Below are 17,797 nucleotides of genomic sequence, written 5' to 3' on the forward strand. Positions count from 1 at the left end.
TCCTTCCCCAGTTATACGCTGAAGCTGTCGATGAATATGTTGGCAGATATGATGTTCAGGTTAGTTAATTAGCACTAAATGATTGGGCAGCTCGTCTTTTACTGCACTTCTAGGTGCGGCCTCTCTCAATAACTCGCCACATTGCGCTATACATGAAAGTAAGGCTTCCCCAGCCTTGCCCCGCTTGATCTCCTGTATAAAGCTTTCGATAATCACCTGCCAATTGTCATTGGTAATATGCTGGGCGAGGCCGCGGTCTGCCAAAATCTCTACATAGTGCTCTGCCTCGCATACAAAAATCAAAAGTCCAAGCCGACCTTTGGTACTGTGTAATTCCTGTTCGAGAAACTGGCGACGGGCGAGGTTGGATGCTCGCCAAAATTTTATCTTTTTGGGGACCAGTCGCATTGTGATGGGGCGCCAGCGGAAAAAAATTGCTAGGGCAATAAATAGTATCCATTGCAGTATAAAAGCCTGTTGGAAGCTAATCCACCAAGGCAGGTATTGGAACAGGGGGGAAAGTAAAAGTGCGAGAAATGCAGCCCACAACGTGGAAATGTATAAGTAGTTGTCCGCTTCTTTTGCTACAACAGCCATTACTTCGGCATCAGTATGGGTTTCCACCTCTTTGATCGCTTCGGCTACTTGGCGTTGATAACTGTTGCTGAGCATTACCATCCTCCCGACGCGCCTCCTCCGCCAAAGCCGCCACCACCTCCGCTAAACCCGCCCCCCGGTCTGCCGCCGCTGGAGTAACCGCCTCCAAAACCACCCGTTCCATAGTAGCCGCCGAAGCGGCCTCGCTTATAGCTACGCCTGTGTACGGGTGAACTGAGCATTGAGGTGCCAAACAGGTGCAGCATTACTAAAATCAGGAATATTCCTGCCAAAAAGGCGATGCGTCGGTCTTTTTTATTTTCTATGGGTTCGGCTACATACTCATTTTTTGTGGCTGCGATGATAGACTGCACGCCAGTTTCTATACCTTCCGAAAAAGCTCCACGGCGAAATTTCGGCAGTACTTTGGTATGGATAATATTGGCAGCCAATGCGTCTGTCAGTGCGCCCTCCAGACCGTAGCCGACTTCAATGCGAACCTTGCGCTTGTTAGGTGCGATTAAAAACAAAATGCCATTGTTTTTATCCTTATGACCCAGCTTCCATTCTCGTGCCAGCTGGTTGGCGTACTCCTCTATAGTGAGCCCTTGTAGATCTGGCAAAATTGCGACTACGAGTTGATTGCTGCTTTCAGATTCGTATTGCTGGATCTGCTCAGTCAGTCGGTATCGTTCTTCTGATGATAAAAGCTCTTCCTTGTCTATTACGCGCCCCGTCAGTATGGGAAACTGTACATCTGCCCACAGCGACATAGTCATCCATGAGGTGATTAAGGCTAAGGCAAGCAGTGCGGGGCGAATCATAAATTTGACACCTGCCTATTGGAAATTCACCTCTGGAGCCTTCTCCGCCCCCTCAGTGGTAGCTTGGTAAGTCTCACGCAGAGGCATATTGCGGTAAAGAATTACGTGCCAAATCTTACCGGGAAAAGTGCGGATTTCCCGGTTGTAGTGCTGCACAGCCTGGATATAATCCCGCCGCGCCACGCTGATTCTGTTTTCAATTCCTTCCAGCTGGGATTGAAGATTGAGGAAGTTCTGGTTGGCCTTAAGGTTGGGGTAGCTTTCTACCACGAGCATTAGGCGGGCCAGGGCGCTGGAGAGTTGGGATTGGGCAGCTTCGAATTGTTGCAGCTTGACTGGATCATTGAGTAGGTTGCCATCTAGCTGCATAGAATTTACCTTGGCGCGAGCCTCGGTAACCGCTTGCAGTGTCTCACGCTCATGGCCCGCATAGGCCTGTACTGTTTTTACCAAATTGGGTACCAAGTCTGCCCGGCGCTGGTATTGGTTCTCTACTTGGGCCCAGGCGGCTTTTACCTGCTCATCATAGGTAGGGATGTTGTTGATGCCGCAGCCACTGAGCAAGGCCACCAGCAGGCAGAGTAGGATGCAGTGCCAAGAGGGTAGACTGTTGCCAGCGGCAGAGCTCATGCGGGGTATCCTTATTCTCCTGTAAACCAACCAAGAATAGTCCGCCTTAGTCTCTGTGCTGGGGACGGCACAGAGATGGAGCCGAAATGGCACTAAAAGCAACAATTTTTAAGGCCAAAGTACAAATCGCCGATATGGATCGGGATTATTATGCGGAGCATCAGTTAATTTTGGCCCGTCACCCATCGGAAACCGATGAGCGTATGATGGTGCGCTTGCTGGCATTTGCCCACAACGCTGCGGATTCCCTTGAGTTCACTAGAGGTCTCTCTTCAGATGAGGAGGCGGACCTGTGGCAGAAAAGCCTCAATGGTGAGATAGATCTATGGGTGGAAGTAGGTCTTCCTACTGAGGAGCGTGTGCGTAAAGCCAGCAATCGGGCTGAGCAAGTTTTAGTTTACAGTTACGGGCGGCGTACTGCGCCAGTGTGGTGGCAAAAGCTGGAGAGCCAGCTTACACGTTTTGATAACCTCAGGGTTTATCATTTGGCTGCAGACGCTACTGAACAGCTGACGGCGATGGCCGAGCGAAATATGGAGTTCAGCATTTCCATTCAGGATGGTCATATATGGCTAGCCGATGGTACTAACAACGCGGAGATTACTCCGGAAATCTGGAAATAGGAGCAGAAAAATTAATGCCTTCATTTGATATTGTATCTGAAGTGGATAAGCATCAGCTGACAAACGCGGTGGATCAGGTGAATCGCACAGTCACCAACCGTTTTGATTTTAAAGGCGTGGATGCTGAAGTGGAGATGAGTGAATTCTCTCTGGTGGTTCGTGCTGAGGTGGATATGCAGGTTGACCAGATGGTGGATATGTTACGTGGTGCGTTGATCAAATGTGATATTGACCCCTTGGCGATGGATGTAGGAGAAAAAGAACAGTCTGGGAAGCAGGTTAAAGTAGGTGTGACCTTGAAGAACGGGCTTGACAAAGATCTGTCAAAAAAAATCGTTAAACTGATCAAAGATGAAAAGCTTAAGGTGCAGGCGGCTATTCAGGGTGAGCAAGTACGAGTTACTGGTAAGAAGCGCGATGATCTGCAGCAGGTAATTGCCTTGCTGCGTAGTAAGGAGTTGGAACAACCGCTACAGTTCAATAACTTCCGCGATTAACTGGGTTTGTAGTTTTTATGCGTTTTTTCTTCAGTTTTATATTTATGTTGCTTTCACCACTGGTGGTAGTGGCAGAAGTGAGCTCTGCCAGGTTAAAGGCCAGCTATTGGGTGAATAATAGCGCGGGCCTGGATATTTCCGGCTTAAGTTTTTGTACCGGCAGGCTACTTGCAGTTTCTGATAAAAATTCTGGAGAAATTTATACACTAAAGTTGCGCGACGGGGATGCCGATCTGGTATCCCATCTTCAACTAGATGGCTTAGGTGTGCCTGAGCATGATGAGCCTGTGAGTTTCTGGGAGGCATTTAAGGAACTCTTTCGCCCAGCTGATGAGCTGGACTTCGAAGGAGTTAGCTGTGATGGAAGCACCATTTATCTTGTCAGTGAGCACTATAACCGTATTGCTGTGGTGAGCGACCAGGGAAAAGCAAGCTGGCAAGAGTACCTATGGTCACCCGCCGCGAAATCTCAAGGCTACTTGCAAAAAGCCAATGCTTCCAGTGAGGGGCTGGTAAAGGCCGGTGACGTCTTCTGGGTAGCTATGGAGCGCGAACCGCGGGGCTTGCTTAAGTTGAACTCGAGCGGTGGTGCCAGTGTGTTTTCTTTACCATCGGTAGCTGGCCTCGACTTTAGAGGGCGCTCGGAAGACCTGACCGGCTTGGATTATTACGACGGGGCTTTGTTTACCCTGGAACGTAATGCGCATGCGGTATGTCGCAGGGCTCTGCCAAGCCTGAAGGCGGAATGGTGCCTGGATTACCATGCCCTTGAAGTGTCCCCAGAACGTGTCTACGAAGAGACTCGCTATGGCAAGGGGGAGGGATTGGCTGTCAATCAGCAAGGTATTTTTGTAGTGCTTGATAACAATAATGTAGGCCGCGCTCTGGCTCCCGATGATAAACGTGCACTACTACTTCACTTAGCTTTCCCCAGAGATAATCAATAGTTATTCAATTTATATGGAATGAGTTCAGTTCATCTCTGAGGTTATTAGGAGCTGCCTAGCCAATATGGCGCATAATTTGCGTTATATCTGATTTTTTAATCCCGAGGTTGGCAATCTCCAAACAATGGCCTTCTACAAAAGAGCAAATTATCGACAAATTGCTGATAAGTGTTGGGGCTACTATGATGAGCAACAGCCGACTTTGCATATCGTATCTTAGAAGCCGATGTGAGTATGTCGCCAGTTTCCTGGTAACGCTTAGATCCTGATTCTACTGTAGGAGAATTTTTCTGATTAATGAGAGGACAGCTTAGCGTTAAAAACTTTATCGATAATGATGTAGTTCTAGAGCTTTATTGTTTCCATAGTAAATGGAATTTACCGTGAAAAATCGTTTTTTATCTGGTGCTGTTGGGATATTGCTCTCACTGACAGGGCAGGCAACTGAAATTATTCCCGCAAAAAAAATCACGCACTACTGGGTTGATGGTAGTGCTGGGTTGAGTCTTTCTGGCTTGAGTTTCTGTGGTGATAGCTTGGTTACAGTTTCAGATAAATACTCAAGAGAAATTTATCGAATTAAGATTGAGGGTGGAAGTGCAAAATTGGAAACTTTCTTAGAGATTTCAGGGTTGAAAGTTCCAAAGAAAGATAAACCAAAAAATTTTTGGCATTTTTTTCTTGAGCTGACCCGTCCGGCTTCCGCGATGGACTTTGAGGCAATTAGTTGCACTAATAAATCCATTTATTTACTGAGCGAACGTTACAATCGTATTGCTGAGGTAAATATGCGGGGCAAGGGGCACTGGCTGGAAAATATGTGGTCCTCAATGGCAAAAGCTCAGGGTTATATGCAAGGGTACAACCTTTCTGGTGTTGGATTGGCAAAGGTAAAGGATTATTTTTGGGTGGCTATGGAGCGTGATCCTCGTGGTTTGGTAAAACTTGGTCCTGATGGGAGTGTCCAGATATTTACACCGCCACCAGTAAAAGATTTGGATTTCCGTGGGGAGTCTGAAAATTTGGCCGGTTTAGATTACTACGATGGAGCTTTGTTTACTCTTGAGCCAAATGCTTATGCGGTGTGTCGAAGGGCTCTGCCAAGTCTAAAAGCAGAATGGTGTTTGGACTATCGAGAAATAGAGGAATCCTCTGAGCTTAAGTATGAGGCTTCTCGCACGGGGGGTAAGGGAGATGGCCTAGCTATCGGAGAAGGGGGCATTTTTATCGTGTTCGATAATGATAATATTAGTCGTAGTGCTGATCCACAAGACCGACGTGCCCTCTTTTTACAGCTGGGTTTCCCGGAAGTTATTGATTAGATTGAACGGAGACATATGAATTGGCTATAAAGCTAAGCAGTAATTTGGGCCCGTTATGATTAAGAGCTTTCTTTATGTAATTACCGGCGTATTACTCTCAGTTACGGGAGTAGGAGCTGAAGTTATTCCCGCAAAAAAGATAAACCACTATTGGTTGGATGGTAGTGTGGGAGAAGGTATATCTGGTCTGAGTTTTTGTTATGGGGAGCTGCTCACGATTTCTGATAAAAATTCAAGGGAAATTTTCACCCTAAAACGAGAAGGCAGACACGCAAAATTAGCTTCTTATTTGCAGCTTTCAGGACTAACTGTTCCCCAAAAAGATAAGCCTAGAAATTTTTGGCATTTTATCTTGGACCTATCCAGGCCAGTGGGTGCAATGGATTTTGAGGGAATTACATGCTCCGATAAATATATCTATATAGTAAGTGAGCGTTACAATCGTATTCTTGAAGTGGACCGGCAGGGGAACGCTCACTGGTTGGATGCTATGTGGACCACCGAGGCCAGAGCTCGAGGTTACATGCAGGGCTTCAACCTTGCTAGCGAGGGCTTAGTGAAAATTGGTGATGACTTTTGGGTAGCTATGGAGAGTGAGCCTCGCGGTTTGGTAAAGCTTAGCCCCAATGGCGATGTTCAGCTTTTTACTCCACCACCGGTTGCCGGATTGAACTTTCGTGGAGAGCCTGAAGATCTGGGAGCGCTTGATTATTATGATGGCGGGTTATTTACTCTGGAGCGAAATGCTTATGCCGTATGCCGAAGAGTTCTGCCAAGCCTCAAAGCTGAATGGTGCTTGGACTACCGAGAAATTGAAAAATCTTCTGAGTTACAATATGAGGGGCATCGCACTGGAGGCAAGGGAGATGGGTTGGCTGTAGGGAAAGAAGGTATATTTATAGTGTTTGATAACGATAACATCAGCCGCAGTGCAAATCCTCAGGATCGCCGCGCGCTCTTGTTACATTTGGCCTTTCCTGAGCGTGTCCAGTAAAGCCAGATTTGGGGAGTGTATCTGCTACTTGTGGTTGGTTTTTTGTAGATACCCTGAAGGTTTAACCAGTCAAGATTTATGTGGTAAGGCCTTGAATATCTTAGAGTGTAATCCTTACCCTCTTTTCCAGAGATCCCTGCTTACCCAGCAAGCGAGGTTATGGCTGATTTGCCATGCTTGGTGAGTTGCTTGGAGATCTATTCCAGCGACGATAGCCATAAGGTCGCTGTCTAAAACTAAAGTATATTTGTGATGTTTAACAGCCTTAATATCAGTTGGGCTAGAGCTTCCAGAGTTCGTTTGGGACTGATGTTGTGTCTGGTTTTCCTGAAGGTTGAGAATTAGTGGCAAAGAAGAAATTATCTACATTGCTGGAAGAAATACGAGCTTGTCGCTTGTGTGAGGAGCATCTGCCACTGGGGCCCAATCCTGTTCTGCGTGCAGCAGAGTCGGCACGTTTGCTGATAGTTGGCCAGGCGCCGGGTACCAAAGTCCATGCTTCCAGTATCCCTTGGAATGACCCATCCGGCGACCGCCTTCGAGATTGGTTATCGATAGATAGGCAGGTGTTCTACGACGAATCCGAGATTGCCATCATTCCTATGGGTTTTTGCTACCCTGGTCGTGGCAAGGGAGGAGATTTACCTCCGCGTCCTGAATGCGCCACTACCTGGCATCAGCGCCTGCTGGAGCAGCTGCCAAACTTGCAACTTACTCTATTGGTGGGACAATACGCCCAGCGCCACTACTTGCCGCATTGGTATGGCAGTATTACTGAGAATGTGCGCCATTATCGCGATGCCTTGCCGGCCCGCTATTTCCCTTTACCGCACCCCAGTCCACGCAATACCTTATGGTTGCGTCGCAGACCTTGGTTTGAGGAAGAAGTGGTGCCGGAGCTGCGAAGACAAGTTAAGAAAATATTCAAGGTTTAATAATGCCGGTTCCGGACAATATCAAAATTCATCCTTCCTGGTACAGTGTGTTGGGCGAGGAGTTCAAGCAGCCTTATATGGCCCATTTACGTCAATTCCTGAGGGGAGAGAAAGAGGCCGGTAAGCGGATTTACCCTCCTGGTGGGCAGATTTTCAATGCTTTTAACTCCACCCCCTTTAATCAGGTGAAAGTAGTGATTCTTGGTCAGGATCCCTATCACGGACCTGGCCAGGCTCATGGCTTGTGTTTTTCTGTAATGCCGGGTGTCCGTATCCCGCCCTCTCTACAGAATATCTATAAAGAGTTGCATTCGGATCTGGGTATTGCTCCTGCCCATCACGGTTGCCTCCAGCCCTGGGCGGAGCAGGGTGTACTGCTGCTCAACGCTACCCTTACCGTAGAAGATAGTAAGGCCGGTGCTCACCAGGGCCGTGGTTGGGAGCAGTTTACTGATGCCGCCATTCATAAATTGGCGGAACAGCGAGAAGGTTTGGTATTTGTGCTGTGGGGTAGTTACGCGCAGAAGAAGGGAGGCTTTATTGATCGCAACAAGCATTTGGTGTTGCGCGCTCCACATCCATCTCCCCTATCGGCTCATCGCGGCTTCTTTGGCACCCGACCTTTTTCTCAAGTCAATCATTGGTTGCAACAGCGTGGTGAAAAGCCGATTGAATGGGCATTGCCAGAGGCTAATCGGTTGCAGAGGGTTGCTGTAGAGATTTAAGTGTCTGCTAATTTATATTGATTATGTTAGTTGGGGATCTTGTTTAGGGTTATTGGTTTATAGTTGGTTAGCCTTAATTTTTCATAAAATAAGCACTTTGGGGTGGTCGCTTGAATATAAGGGCTGCTCCTTTCTTTTGGTGCTTAAACTCTCAATTTAAGGTTTATTTACCGCTCTTTATCCTATAAAGATTATTTTTGCGTCTTAGCAGTTAAGCCTTAAAGCTATGTGGAGAGAGTGGTTTATGAATTCTTACTGAATTTATATTGTTTTGTGTTTTGGGGTCCGTCGCGCATTTAATTAGATTGATATTTTTTGTCTGTATTGTTCAATAATATGTGTCAATTCTGTTTGCGCCTTTTTGGGGTTGGGTTGCCGTCTGATTGATCGTGGTGACTGTTTGGTAGGGGGTATTTGTCTATAGCATTCTTATCCATTGAGAAGAAAAAAAGTGTTCTTGGCTTTATACTGGATTTTTAGTCTTAATATCATAAATTCTTGTGGCCAAATTACTTTGAGTGGTGGGTGCAGTGGAATATCTGTTCTTGGATACTGTTCTAGATTGGTTGTCTGCTCCATTTGTTGAGGCGGCCTTTACCACATTGTTTATTGGTACGGCAGCGTTTTGTAAAAAGAAGTTTGATGCGAAGTCTTACCGGGCCCTTTGGGATAGATTTTTGGGCGACTCTAAGGCTGATATCCATGTTGTTCTTCCGTTAATCAAGCAAAAAACTCTATATTCAGATATTACGAAGACGCAAAGTCTTATCCCGGATAATGTATTATTTATGCCTTATGACGAATCTCTCGCAATACAGCTTTTGAAAGATAGGATTAAGAAAGTATATCCTAAAAGGAAGGTGGTTTTTCACGATTCACATAATTTTGTCCATGATCAAAAAACATTTATATGTATAGGTGGTCCAGCTATCAATGTTGTAAGCCGTGATTTGTTGCTGACCAGGAAGATTGACTCAAAATTTAAAGTGGATTTTTTGGGACGCTTTGCGAATGATGAAACTGATGGGCGGGTATATATGTCAAACACTTTAGATGGTTCTATCACTGAGGATTATGGTTTTATTTTCATAACGGAGAACCCCTACCAGCGGGATAGCTGTGTGTGTTTAGTTTTTGGGATATGGTCTCATGGAACTTACTCTGCGATCCAGGCATTGTGTGGTAAGGGTACCCATCTACCTGAGCTTGCAAATAAGTTAAAGATAAATAAGTCACTTTTTGCTATTACAAAGTCCACTGTAAGGGGGATGGTAACGGGCTTTCCATCTGTAGAAAAGGTAAGGAAGATAGAGAGTGCGATTTCATCAAACCCTAATTAGATTTGCTGTTGTGGATATGTTTTTATTAAAAAAATAAATAGAACCTGCTAATTATGTGTTGGAGTGGTCTGTCGGATCAAGTTGAAGGGTAGGTTGTCTTTGGGTATTTTATTTTTAATGGCTGGTTCTTGGGTGCAGAGTGGGTGATATTCAGGGCGTGAAAAGATTATTGTGTAGTTACGAGTTTTGTGCAAAATTTATTTTCAGTTTTTTTGAATAATTAAATAAGCGTGTAGTTCTGGATGTTGATCGTATTCGAGGTGTCTGCACGTACAGTCTAAGCTGAGGGTTAATTTAAGAAACCCAACTATGCCCAGCGTTGAGTAATACATTTCTGGGCCCATGGTATTGTTTCTGTGCTCGCTGGGTTCATCTGTGCCGCCGAAGGAGAAAATTAACACTCCACCCCTGTTGAGTCTTTTGACTAGCCTTGTTAAGACATCCTTTTGGTTTTCAAGAGGAATATGCCAGATACTATCCCAGGCAGTAATAAAATCGTATTGCTCCTGACTTTCCCATAGACATATATCCTGATGATGGAAGGTGATATCCGGGTGGCGCTTTTTTGCTAAAGTGATCATTTTAGCAGAAATATCAATTCCTTCTGGCGCAAAGCCTTCAGTTTGAAGTAGCTCTATAAACCTCCCAGTACAGCCGCAACCAACATCAAGTGCCATACCTCTGTTCTTTACAAAAGCCAAGGCTCGTTTATGTTGTTCAATTCCGTTTGCCGCATTAAACACTTTACGCTCCCATAAATGGGTTATTTCATCGTAGGCTTTTCCGGTTTCTTGAGGATTCATATTTTTAAATTCTCAGGTGGGTAGTCTGAAGCTTGTTTGAATATTCTTTGGTTTGACTTGGTTGAAATTATTGTTTTTATGTGCTGAGTTATTCTGAACGTTTTAAGGGCGAGTTGTATTCCCCTTTTTCAACCCTTCCAAATATTAACAATATTTCCATTGTTATCCAGCTCTATATTTACACGTTCAGGGCGAAAATCTTCAGTCAGAGCTTCACCAGTTTTATAGATACGTGAATATTTTCCGATGATGCTAGATATAGGGAGTTTCTTTATTTCATGGTTTTTTATTTTCGCTTGGTAAGGTGAGAAATTACCGATTTCATTAGTTAGTCTAAATGTCGATGAGCCATCAAGTCCCAGTTTTTTTCTGTCAAAAGATAAGTTGACACCTTCCAGGGATAGCGCTTCACAGTGGTCAGGTTTAATGCGTGTGACTGTGACTTGATAGGGCGGCAGCCCTGTGGTCCCTTTATTAACGTCAATATTGAAATCTTCTTTCTTGGTGCACCCTCCAGATGCGACGTGTAAATCAAGTGTTTCGGGGCGTACAGTTATCCCCAATAGCACTTCTTCAGCTGATTCGGAAAGTGCTGTAGAAGATGTAAATAGGACTGCAATTAAAATTGCAACAGAAAAGGGTTTCATATTTTATCACCTTGTGATGTTTGTAGGGTTTCGTTATAGACATGAATTTAAAGGGTCGTAGAAGGATTGGTTGATCTTGTGTGAAATTTCTTGGTGGGAGGAGAGGGGCTGATTAGATTCATTGAAAAGGGCGGCCATAAACCGCCCTCGGAGTATTTACTTCGGCTTTAGCTAGGCTAGAGGATCGGCATCTGCATCATAGGGGAGCTCCTGAATTTCCAGGATGCGGCCGTCTTCCAAATGAAGCTTTTCACCGGATGCGACTTTGGCAATAGTAAGGACAGCGAGTAGCTCTATGCCGTCTTTACTGTGACACGCCTCTACCAGGTTGCCAATGCTTTGCTTGCCATCCCCGAAAACTTCCAGGCCGCTGATGGGGAGATCGCCTCCTGTACTTTTTGCGCGATACAAGCGGCGTTTTGCGGCGCCGCGAAATTGCATACGTGCAACCACTTCCTGGCCGGTGTAACAGCCTTTCTTAAAGCTGACGCCGCCCAGTAAGTGTAAATTAGTCATCTGAGGGATGAACATTTCTGAGGTGGCGGCATCAACTTGGGGAATGCCGGCCTCTATCTGCCCCTTTTGCCAAAGGTCATAGCCAGTCGCTTCACACTCTGGGGAGAGGTTTTGCCAGAGCTGCTGTGCTTTGGTGACTGGCACCAGTAGCGCAAGCTGGGCTTCATTAACCGCCTGGGCGATGCAGCGCTCGCCATCGAAATCAAAAGTGACTACTTCACCGGGGGAGGGAGGGGCGAAGCCAAGTAGCTGTGCTGTTTGCTGTGCGACGTTTTGACCTTGCAAGCCGAGCCAATGGCTGTCATCGCTGATATCTGTCAATTCTGCTTTAAAAAACACTGCGTACTTACTTAGGGCCTGTTGGGCAATCGGAGCGAGGTTGCGAGGAAGACGCAGAATAAATTCGCTCTGGGACAGCTTGAGGGCACTGAAAGCGCTGATCATACGGCCTTTAGGATTGCAGTGGGCGCCTAGGGTGCTGTGCTTGTCTGGTAGATTTACCAGATCGCAGGTGAGCTGGCCCTGTAAGAATTTCTGGCTGTCCGGGCCTTTGATCGAAACAGCGCCTTGGGGGCCAAGATCGATAAGGTGCAGTGCCTGCGGGTCATCCGTGCTGGTTAGAGGGAAGTGAGCTTTGCCGCCTTCCCAAATGGCGCCTTCGCTGCTGAGAAAATCCTGCCACTGTTGCTGGTCCATAGTGCTGCCACCTCCGGTTGTCTTGGTGGCAATATCTGGGGGTTGGAGCGCCCATTTTCAAGTTTGGCCAGGCTGCAGGTATACTGCACCCTTTAACTTGGTTGGAAAAGAAGTATGGATCGCAACCGCCTGTTTTGGGCCAGTCGCCGCGGAATGTTGGAGCTGGATCTGGTGCTGCTGCCATTTTTGGAAAATGTATATGAGACCCTGGAACCTGAAGATCAGCAGCGTTATATTCGGTTGTTGGACGAGCAGGATCAGGACCTGTTTGCCTGGTTCCTCCGCCGTGAAGACCCGGCCGACCCAGATCTCCAGCGAATAGTACAAATTATCCGTGACAACACCGGTTTGCGCGAGTAAAGGTTCCCCTCTCTATTTTGAGCGCAGCGCCCGCCTGAGTTGTGTCGTTGCGCCATCCTCTATCTTATTTTTTCTTCTTTCAATGGCTGTGCTTCAAGCTGCAATTCTATTGTGGCTCTGCGGGCTGCCCTCCTGGTTATTCTGGATCCTGCTGACTGTTATCTTGGTATTTGCCTATTGGGAGGTACGCAGTTTGGCGCAGATGGTGGGTATATTATCTACTCGAGAGCGTCGCTGGTTTTGGCGGGTGGTTGGTGACGATGAGCGCCAGTTCTATTTCCGTGGTGAGCTGGTCTTATGGGGCTGGTTAGTGGTTATTAATGGGAGAGACTTCCAGGGCAGGTCGTTGCGTTTGGTGTTGGCACGGGATGCAATAAGCCCTAACGACTGGCGCAGGCTGCAGGCGGCTCTGCGGTTCTCCCGTTAGGGGGATCGGTAGTCTGGGCCGCCTCTATTCTAAATTGCTAGATAAATTGTCGCTGATTGGCGAAGTTCTCAGGTACCAGAACGGTATCCATAGCCAGCTCCCTTAGGTCTGGGTAGTCTAGGGAATAGTGCAGGCCACGGCTTTCGCGGCGGTCCAGGGCTGAGCGAATAATTAGTTCTGAAACCAGTGCCAGGTTACGCAGTTCCACTAAGTCGTTTGTGATGCGGTAGTTGGCGTAAAACTCGCGAATCTCTCGCTGCAAGAGTTTTACCCTATGCTGGGCTCGTAGCAGGCGCTTGCGTGTGCGCACGATTCCTACGTAATCCCACATAAAGCGACGCAGTTCATCCCAGTTGTGCGAGATCACAACATCTTCATCTGAATCTGTTACCCGTGAAGCATCCCAGCCTGGTGCGCGGCGTGGTACCTGTACTGAATCGAGGTGCTCCTCAATATGCAGTGCGGCAGAGCGCGCATATACCAAGCACTCCAAAAGCGAGTTACTGGCTAGGCGGTTGGCGCCATGCAGGCCAGTAAATGTGGTTTCGCCAATGGCGTACAGCTGGTCCAGGTCTGTGCGGCCGTGATGGTCCACCATAATGCCGCCGCATGTGTAATGGGCGGCAGGAACCACTGGGATTGGTTCCCGGGTAATATCGATGCCGTACTTCAGACAGTTGGTGTATACCGTAGGGAAGTGTTCCCGCACAAAGTCGGGGTCTTTGTGGGAGATATCCAGGTACAAGCAATCTGCACCCAGGCGCTTCATCTCATGGTCAATTGCCCGAGCGACGATATCCCGAGGGGCCAGTTCGCCACGCCTGTCGAAGCTCTCCATAAAACGACTGCCGTCAGGCAGCTGCAATTGTGCACCTTCGCCGCGTAGAGCTTCAGTTATAAGGAAGGCTTTGGCTTTTGGATGGTACAGGCAGGTGGGGTGGAACTGATTAAATTCCATATTGGCAACCCGGCAACCGGCGCGCCAAGCCATGGCAATACCATCGCCACTGGCTCCGTCGGGGTTGCTGGTATAGAGGTAAGCTTTGCTGGCACCTCCTGTGGCGAGCACCACAGCCTTGGCCTGAATAAGCTCGACCTCTTCAGTATTTTTATTCAGAACATAAGCGCCAGCACAGCGAAAACGCCCCTTCTCGGGATCAGGCTGGCGGATCAGGTCTATGGCGACGCGGTGTTCAAAACAGTCGATATTGGAGCTGTTAAGCACCTTTACCAGCAGAGTGCCGTGTACGGCTTTACCAGTGGCGTCAGCGCTGTGAATGATGCGGCGATGGCTGTGTCCCCCCTCTTTCGTAAGGTGGTAATCCTCCCCCTCGCGGGTAAAGTCTACGCCCTGGTTGATCAGCCAGCGAATAGCAGCGGTACTCTCCTCCACCGTGAAGCGTACAGACGATGGGTGGCAGAGTCCTGCACCCGCGTCTAATGTGTCTGCAATGTGCGACTCCACCGAATCCATCTCATCTAGCACTGCAGCGATGCCTCCTTGGGCGAACCAGGTGGAGCCGTCCTGCAGGCGCTGCTTGGAGAGCAGAGCTACGCGATACTTGGTTGAGAGGTGCAAGGCCAGGGTAAGGCCGGCGGCACCGCTGCCGATTACGAGAATGTCGTAGTTTGCCTGGGCATTCATAGATTTCATTTATCTTTTAGGGTCGCGTAGTATAGCGCCTCCTGATTATTCGTCGATTTGACGTGGAACTTATGTCCTATTGTCAGTGTCATCAACAAAGTAAAAGAAACGCCTGCGCCGGCAGCCCCTTAATAATGACAAGTGGCGCCCGCAGTGTGGCTGGATATGGGAGTTGGGGATGACAGCGCATCAGGCGTCAACGAGTGACCGTGAGCTGGTAGAGCGGGTTCAAAAGGGAGACAAACGCGCTTTTGATCTTTTAGTACTCAAATACCAACACAAAATTGTTGCCGTAGTCAGTAGGTTTATCAAGGACCACAGTGAGGTACAGGATGTAACTCAGGAGGCTTTTATAAAGGCCTATAGGGCACTTGCCAATTTCCGTGGCGACAGTGCTTTTTACACATGGATGTATCGAATCGCGATTAATACCGCTAAGAACCACTTGGTTTCCCGCAGTCGCCGGCCGCCGTCCTCAGATGTGGATCTTGAGGATGCCGAGTTCTACTCGGGTGCCGATCTTTTGCGGGATAACGAGACTCCCGAGAATCAGATGTTTCGCGACCAATTGGAGGGGGCTGTTCATCGCGCTATTCGCGCACTGCCAGAAGATCTGCGCTCAGCAGTTACGTTGAGGGAGCTTGAGGGATTGAGCTATGAGGAGATCGCCGAGGTAATGGGATGCCCGGTAGGCACAGTGCGCTCTAGGATATTTCGCGCACGGGAAGCGATTGACCGGACAGTCCAGGCCGTGATGGCCGGTGAGCCGGAAACACTGGGTGACAGAGGCTAATTTTGCGGAAAATTTTCCCTGCCGGGGAAACCAACCGCCGAGAGCCCGGTCATAACTGATACCAATTATGGTGCGTGTGGGCACCGAATAAATGATTGCACAAGAGGGTTAACCCCTATGTCCCACGGGAATCATCAGGAACGTCTCAACGAATCGCTCTCGGCGCTTATGGATGGCGAAGGCAGCGAATTGGAGTTGCAGCGGCTGCTTAAAGCCTCTGCTGTCTCTGAAGAGTTGGGTGAGCGCTGGTCACGCTACCAACTGGCCGCGAGCGTAATGCGTCGCGAGCATGTCGCCCCTGTAGATAGTGGCTTGGCTGCGAGCATCTCTGCAGCGATCGATCTCGAAGAGCCTCTGTCTCAGACTGGAAGTGCTTCTGTAGCCGCCAACGAACTGGTTAACAGTCGTTGGTGGCGTCCGCTTTCGCGCGGTGCAGTGGCAGCCACTGTGGCCTTCGCCGCAATCCTTGGGGTGCAACAGATTACCGATACCCAGCAGAACCTAGTGCAGGGTATAGATCAGGTCGCCGAAATCGAGCGCCCGGCGCAGCCGGTAGCCCAGTCGGCGCCACAACCTTCTGGTTTTTATGTTCCAGCCCCCTCGACTCGTTCAGTAAGTACGGCCACACCGCGCTTTGTACCTGAGCAGCGCGGGCAGGCAGTGATTCAGCAGGCACCTACGCCGGAGCTGATGCGCCATTTAAACCGTGTGATGATTCAACACTCCGAACAGGCCGCGCATGTTGGTAGTCAGGGTATGGTGCCCTTTGCCCGAGCGACCTACGGCGAACAGGTTGGAATGTAGTGTGACGAAAGTCGTTTACCGGGGGGGTCTTATCAATAGCGCAACCCTTAGTGCCAGCAGCCTGCTGTTGGCCTCCTTCCTGCTGGCCCCGCTGTCATTCGCACAGGAGGCTGCCGGTGGTGACCCCAATACCCCCAGTGCAGTAAACCTCGATATGGCCAGCTCTCAGGGTTCTCCTGTAGCGGAATCTGGTTTGGTCGCTGCAGGAGGGGAAGCCAGTTCAGCAACTACAGCTGCTGTAATTGACCCTTCTGCACCAGTGATGGCGGAAACGGCTGTTATTGAGCCTTCGGCAGCTGCCCCTGGGGCACTTGTTGGTTCCAATATGGCTAGTGCCCAGGCTGCCGGAAATGAGGTAGAGCAGTGGTTGAACAAGCTCGCCAAGGCTGTCAGCGAGCTGGAGTATAGCGGGCTGGTGACTTTCGAGCATGCCGGCATGTTGGAGACCCTACAGGTAGTGCATGCGGTGCGTGATGGTGAGCAAGTTGAGCGGGTTCGCTATTTGAGTGGCGAACCGCGTGAATTGATCAGTCACGGTAGTGGTGGTAACTGCGAATTCGGTGCGTCCCCCAGCGCGAGGACTACTTTATGGAATGCGGTGGGGCAGCAACAAGTTCAGCGCGCTTATCAGTTTATCTTGCGTGGTGAAGAGCGTATTGCCGACCGGGATGCGGTAGTGATTGAGGCCAGGCCCCGCGACCGCTATCGACTGGGGCTGGTGGTAAGTCTTGACCGTGAGACAGGCTTGCCCTTGAAAACAATGCTGGTGAGTACCCAGGGGCGCGTCTTGGAGCGCTATCAATTTGTACAGCTGGATTTGTCTCCAGTAGAGGACTCGGCCCTGCAGACGGTTTCAAACGCAGCACGACGTATCGACAATCGCAGCACTTGTGAGACTTCACAGAGCCGCTGGCAGGTGCGCTGGTTGCCCGATGGGTTCAAAGTGGTTTCGGTAAAGCCGCTATCAGATGGCGATATGATGGTCTTTAGCGATGGGCTCGGCGTGTTTACTGTGTTTGTACAGCGTCTTGGCCCTGAGCTGGAGAACTTTAAGGGGCGGGCGATCCGCGGTGCCACTGTCGCCTATATGGACCGGATGGAGGTGAAGGGAGTGGCCTATACCGTCACAGTTGTTGGAGAGATTCCCGATGCCACAGCACGTAGAGTGGCCAGCTCCATTATCGAAAAAGGCTGAATTGCTTGCTAGAAGAGCGGGGCCGAGTCGTGGCCATAGAATCTGATGCCGTCTGGGTGGAAACCATCCAGCGCAGTGCCTGTAATGGCTGTGAGGCTAAATCTGGCTGCGGAACTGGTTTGCTCGGAGACTTTTTCTCCTCTTCCACACGTGTGCGGGCGGCTTTAAATGGTTTCCCTGCCGACAAAATCTCTCTGAATGATACAGCGGTTATTGGAATCACCGAGAGTGCTCTGACCAGTAGTACACTACTGGTATACTTGTTGCCACTGCTTTCCCTGGTGCTGGTAGCGCTATTGGGAGATTACCTTTTCGCTGAAACTGGCGCCGTGATTGGCGCAGTTCTCGGCTTGATGGTGGGAGCTTTGGGGGTACGCTGGTACAGCCGCCACCAGTCTTCAAATCCTGCTTACACTCCTGTATTGCTGCGTATCGAGCCCGGCAGCGACCGCTCCTAACCTAAACTGATAGCTCCAT

General features: G+C 48.9%; 21 protein-coding genes. 14 read left to right on the forward strand and 7 right to left on the reverse strand.

Annotation, left to right across the window (positions count from 1 at the left end):
* Positions 1-60: 60 nt before the first annotated feature.
* From ACJJIP_RS05630 to ACJJIP_RS05640, 3 genes are read right to left on the reverse strand one after another with little or no spacing between them, the layout of a single operon-like run.
* The gene (locus tag ACJJIP_RS05630) at positions 61-672 is read right to left on the reverse strand and encodes a TPM domain-containing protein (protein ID WP_245556691.1); all 612 of its coding nucleotides are present in this window, start codon (positions 670-672) and stop codon (positions 61-63) included.
* Positions 672-1,421, reverse strand: a complete 750-nt coding sequence (locus ACJJIP_RS05635) for a TPM domain-containing protein (protein ID WP_353376552.1) — start codon at positions 1,419-1,421, stop codon at positions 672-674. Before ACJJIP_RS05635 ends, ACJJIP_RS05630 begins: the two co-directional genes overlap by 1 nt.
* A gap of 15 nt (positions 1,422-1,436) precedes the next feature.
* Entirely contained in the window at positions 1,437-2,051 is a 615-nt protein-coding gene (locus ACJJIP_RS05640; RefSeq protein ID WP_444946383.1) for a LemA family protein, read from the reverse strand.
* Positions 2,052-2,137: 86 nt separating this feature from the next.
* On the opposite strand from ACJJIP_RS05640, the gene ACJJIP_RS05645 reads away from it, so the two are divergent.
* The 8 genes from ACJJIP_RS05645 to ACJJIP_RS05680 all read left to right on the forward strand — a co-directional run bounded on the left by ACJJIP_RS05645 (position 2,138) and on the right by ACJJIP_RS05680 (position 9,434).
* Positions 2,138-2,674: a YaeQ family protein gene (locus ACJJIP_RS05645; RefSeq protein WP_353376554.1), complete on the forward strand. Its 537-nt coding sequence runs from the start codon at positions 2,138-2,140 to the stop codon at positions 2,672-2,674.
* 14 nt (positions 2,675-2,688) lie between these two features.
* Complete coding sequence (locus ACJJIP_RS05650; RefSeq protein WP_020413483.1) at positions 2,689-3,171, forward strand: YajQ family cyclic di-GMP-binding protein; 483 nt, start codon at positions 2,689-2,691, stop codon at positions 3,169-3,171.
* A 17-nt stretch (positions 3,172-3,188) separates the two neighbouring features.
* Positions 3,189-4,118 carry an esterase-like activity of phytase family protein gene (locus tag ACJJIP_RS05655; RefSeq protein WP_444946384.1) on the forward strand — a complete coding sequence of 310 codons (930 nt, stop codon included), beginning with the start codon at positions 3,189-3,191 and terminating at the stop codon, positions 4,116-4,118.
* 383 nt (positions 4,119-4,501) lie between these two features.
* The gene (locus tag ACJJIP_RS05660; RefSeq protein WP_353376556.1) at positions 4,502-5,440 is read left to right on the forward strand and encodes a hypothetical protein; all 939 of its coding nucleotides are present in this window, start codon (positions 4,502-4,504) and stop codon (positions 5,438-5,440) included.
* A gap of 55 nt (positions 5,441-5,495) precedes the next feature.
* On the forward strand, positions 5,496-6,434 hold the full coding sequence (locus ACJJIP_RS05665; protein WP_020413480.1) for an esterase-like activity of phytase family protein: 939 nt from the start codon (positions 5,496-5,498) through the stop codon (positions 6,432-6,434).
* A gap of 344 nt (positions 6,435-6,778) precedes the next feature.
* Entirely contained in the window at positions 6,779-7,369 is a 591-nt protein-coding gene (locus ACJJIP_RS05670) for a uracil-DNA glycosylase family protein (RefSeq protein ID WP_040628784.1), read from the forward strand.
* Positions 7,370-7,371: 2 nt separating this feature from the next.
* The gene (ung, locus tag ACJJIP_RS05675) at positions 7,372-8,094 is read left to right on the forward strand and encodes a uracil-DNA glycosylase (RefSeq protein WP_353376557.1); all 723 of its coding nucleotides are present in this window, start codon (positions 7,372-7,374) and stop codon (positions 8,092-8,094) included.
* 530 nt (positions 8,095-8,624) lie between these two features.
* Positions 8,625-9,434, forward strand: coding sequence for a hypothetical protein (locus ACJJIP_RS05680; protein WP_020413477.1), 810 nt, complete (start codon positions 8,625-8,627; stop codon positions 9,432-9,434).
* Positions 9,435-9,637: 203 nt separating this feature from the next.
* On the opposite strand, the gene ACJJIP_RS05685 is transcribed toward ACJJIP_RS05680, so the two are convergent.
* The 3 genes from ACJJIP_RS05685 to ygfZ form a co-directional block, all read right to left on the reverse strand.
* The gene (locus ACJJIP_RS05685) at positions 9,638-10,237 is read right to left on the reverse strand and encodes a class I SAM-dependent DNA methyltransferase (RefSeq protein WP_444946385.1); all 600 of its coding nucleotides are present in this window, start codon (positions 10,235-10,237) and stop codon (positions 9,638-9,640) included.
* Between the two features lie 128 nt (positions 10,238-10,365).
* A complete protein-coding gene (locus ACJJIP_RS05690) occupies positions 10,366-10,884 on the reverse strand; it encodes an I78 family peptidase inhibitor (protein ID WP_444946386.1) in 519 nt (172 codons plus the stop codon).
* Between the two features lie 171 nt (positions 10,885-11,055).
* Positions 11,056-12,096 carry a CAF17-like 4Fe-4S cluster assembly/insertion protein YgfZ gene (ygfZ, locus tag ACJJIP_RS05695; protein ID WP_353376561.1) on the reverse strand — a complete coding sequence of 347 codons (1,041 nt, stop codon included), beginning with the start codon at positions 12,094-12,096 and terminating at the stop codon, positions 11,056-11,058.
* Between the two features lie 114 nt (positions 12,097-12,210).
* On the opposite strand from ygfZ, the gene ACJJIP_RS05700 reads away from it, so the two are divergent.
* On the forward strand, positions 12,211-12,456 hold the full coding sequence (locus tag ACJJIP_RS05700; protein WP_020413473.1) for an FAD assembly factor SdhE: 246 nt from the start codon (positions 12,211-12,213) through the stop codon (positions 12,454-12,456).
* Positions 12,431-12,883, forward strand: coding sequence for a protein YgfX (locus ACJJIP_RS05705; RefSeq protein WP_444946387.1), 453 nt, complete (start codon positions 12,431-12,433; stop codon positions 12,881-12,883). Before ACJJIP_RS05700 ends, ACJJIP_RS05705 begins: the two co-directional genes overlap by 26 nt.
* A gap of 37 nt (positions 12,884-12,920) precedes the next feature.
* Here ACJJIP_RS05705 and nadB read toward each other — a convergent pair whose 3' ends face one another.
* Positions 12,921-14,537 (reverse strand): L-aspartate oxidase, encoded by a 1,617-nt coding sequence (nadB, locus tag ACJJIP_RS05710; RefSeq protein ID WP_444946388.1) that lies wholly within the window; start codon positions 14,535-14,537, stop codon positions 12,921-12,923.
* A 169-nt stretch (positions 14,538-14,706) separates the two neighbouring features.
* On the opposite strand from nadB, the gene rpoE reads away from it, so the two are divergent.
* The 4 genes from rpoE (at position 14,707) to ACJJIP_RS05730 (ending at position 17,778) form a co-directional block, all read left to right on the forward strand.
* Entirely contained in the window at positions 14,707-15,321 is a 615-nt protein-coding gene (gene rpoE, locus ACJJIP_RS05715) for an RNA polymerase sigma factor RpoE (protein WP_020413470.1), read from the forward strand.
* Positions 15,322-15,438: 117 nt separating this feature from the next.
* Positions 15,439-16,125 (forward strand): sigma-E factor negative regulatory protein, encoded by a 687-nt coding sequence (locus ACJJIP_RS05720; RefSeq protein ID WP_083922729.1) that lies wholly within the window; start codon positions 15,439-15,441, stop codon positions 16,123-16,125.
* A gap of 1 nt (position 16,126) precedes the next feature.
* Positions 16,127-17,320, forward strand: coding sequence for a MucB/RseB family sigma factor regulatory protein (locus tag ACJJIP_RS05725; protein ID WP_020413468.1), 1,194 nt, complete (start codon positions 16,127-16,129; stop codon positions 17,318-17,320).
* A gap of 29 nt (positions 17,321-17,349) precedes the next feature.
* Positions 17,350-17,778, forward strand: a complete 429-nt coding sequence (locus ACJJIP_RS05730; protein WP_020413467.1) for a SoxR reducing system RseC family protein — start codon at positions 17,350-17,352, stop codon at positions 17,776-17,778.
* The last annotated feature ends 19 nt before the right edge of the window (positions 17,779-17,797 follow it).

The sequence above is a fragment of the Microbulbifer variabilis genome, assembly GCF_052467165.1.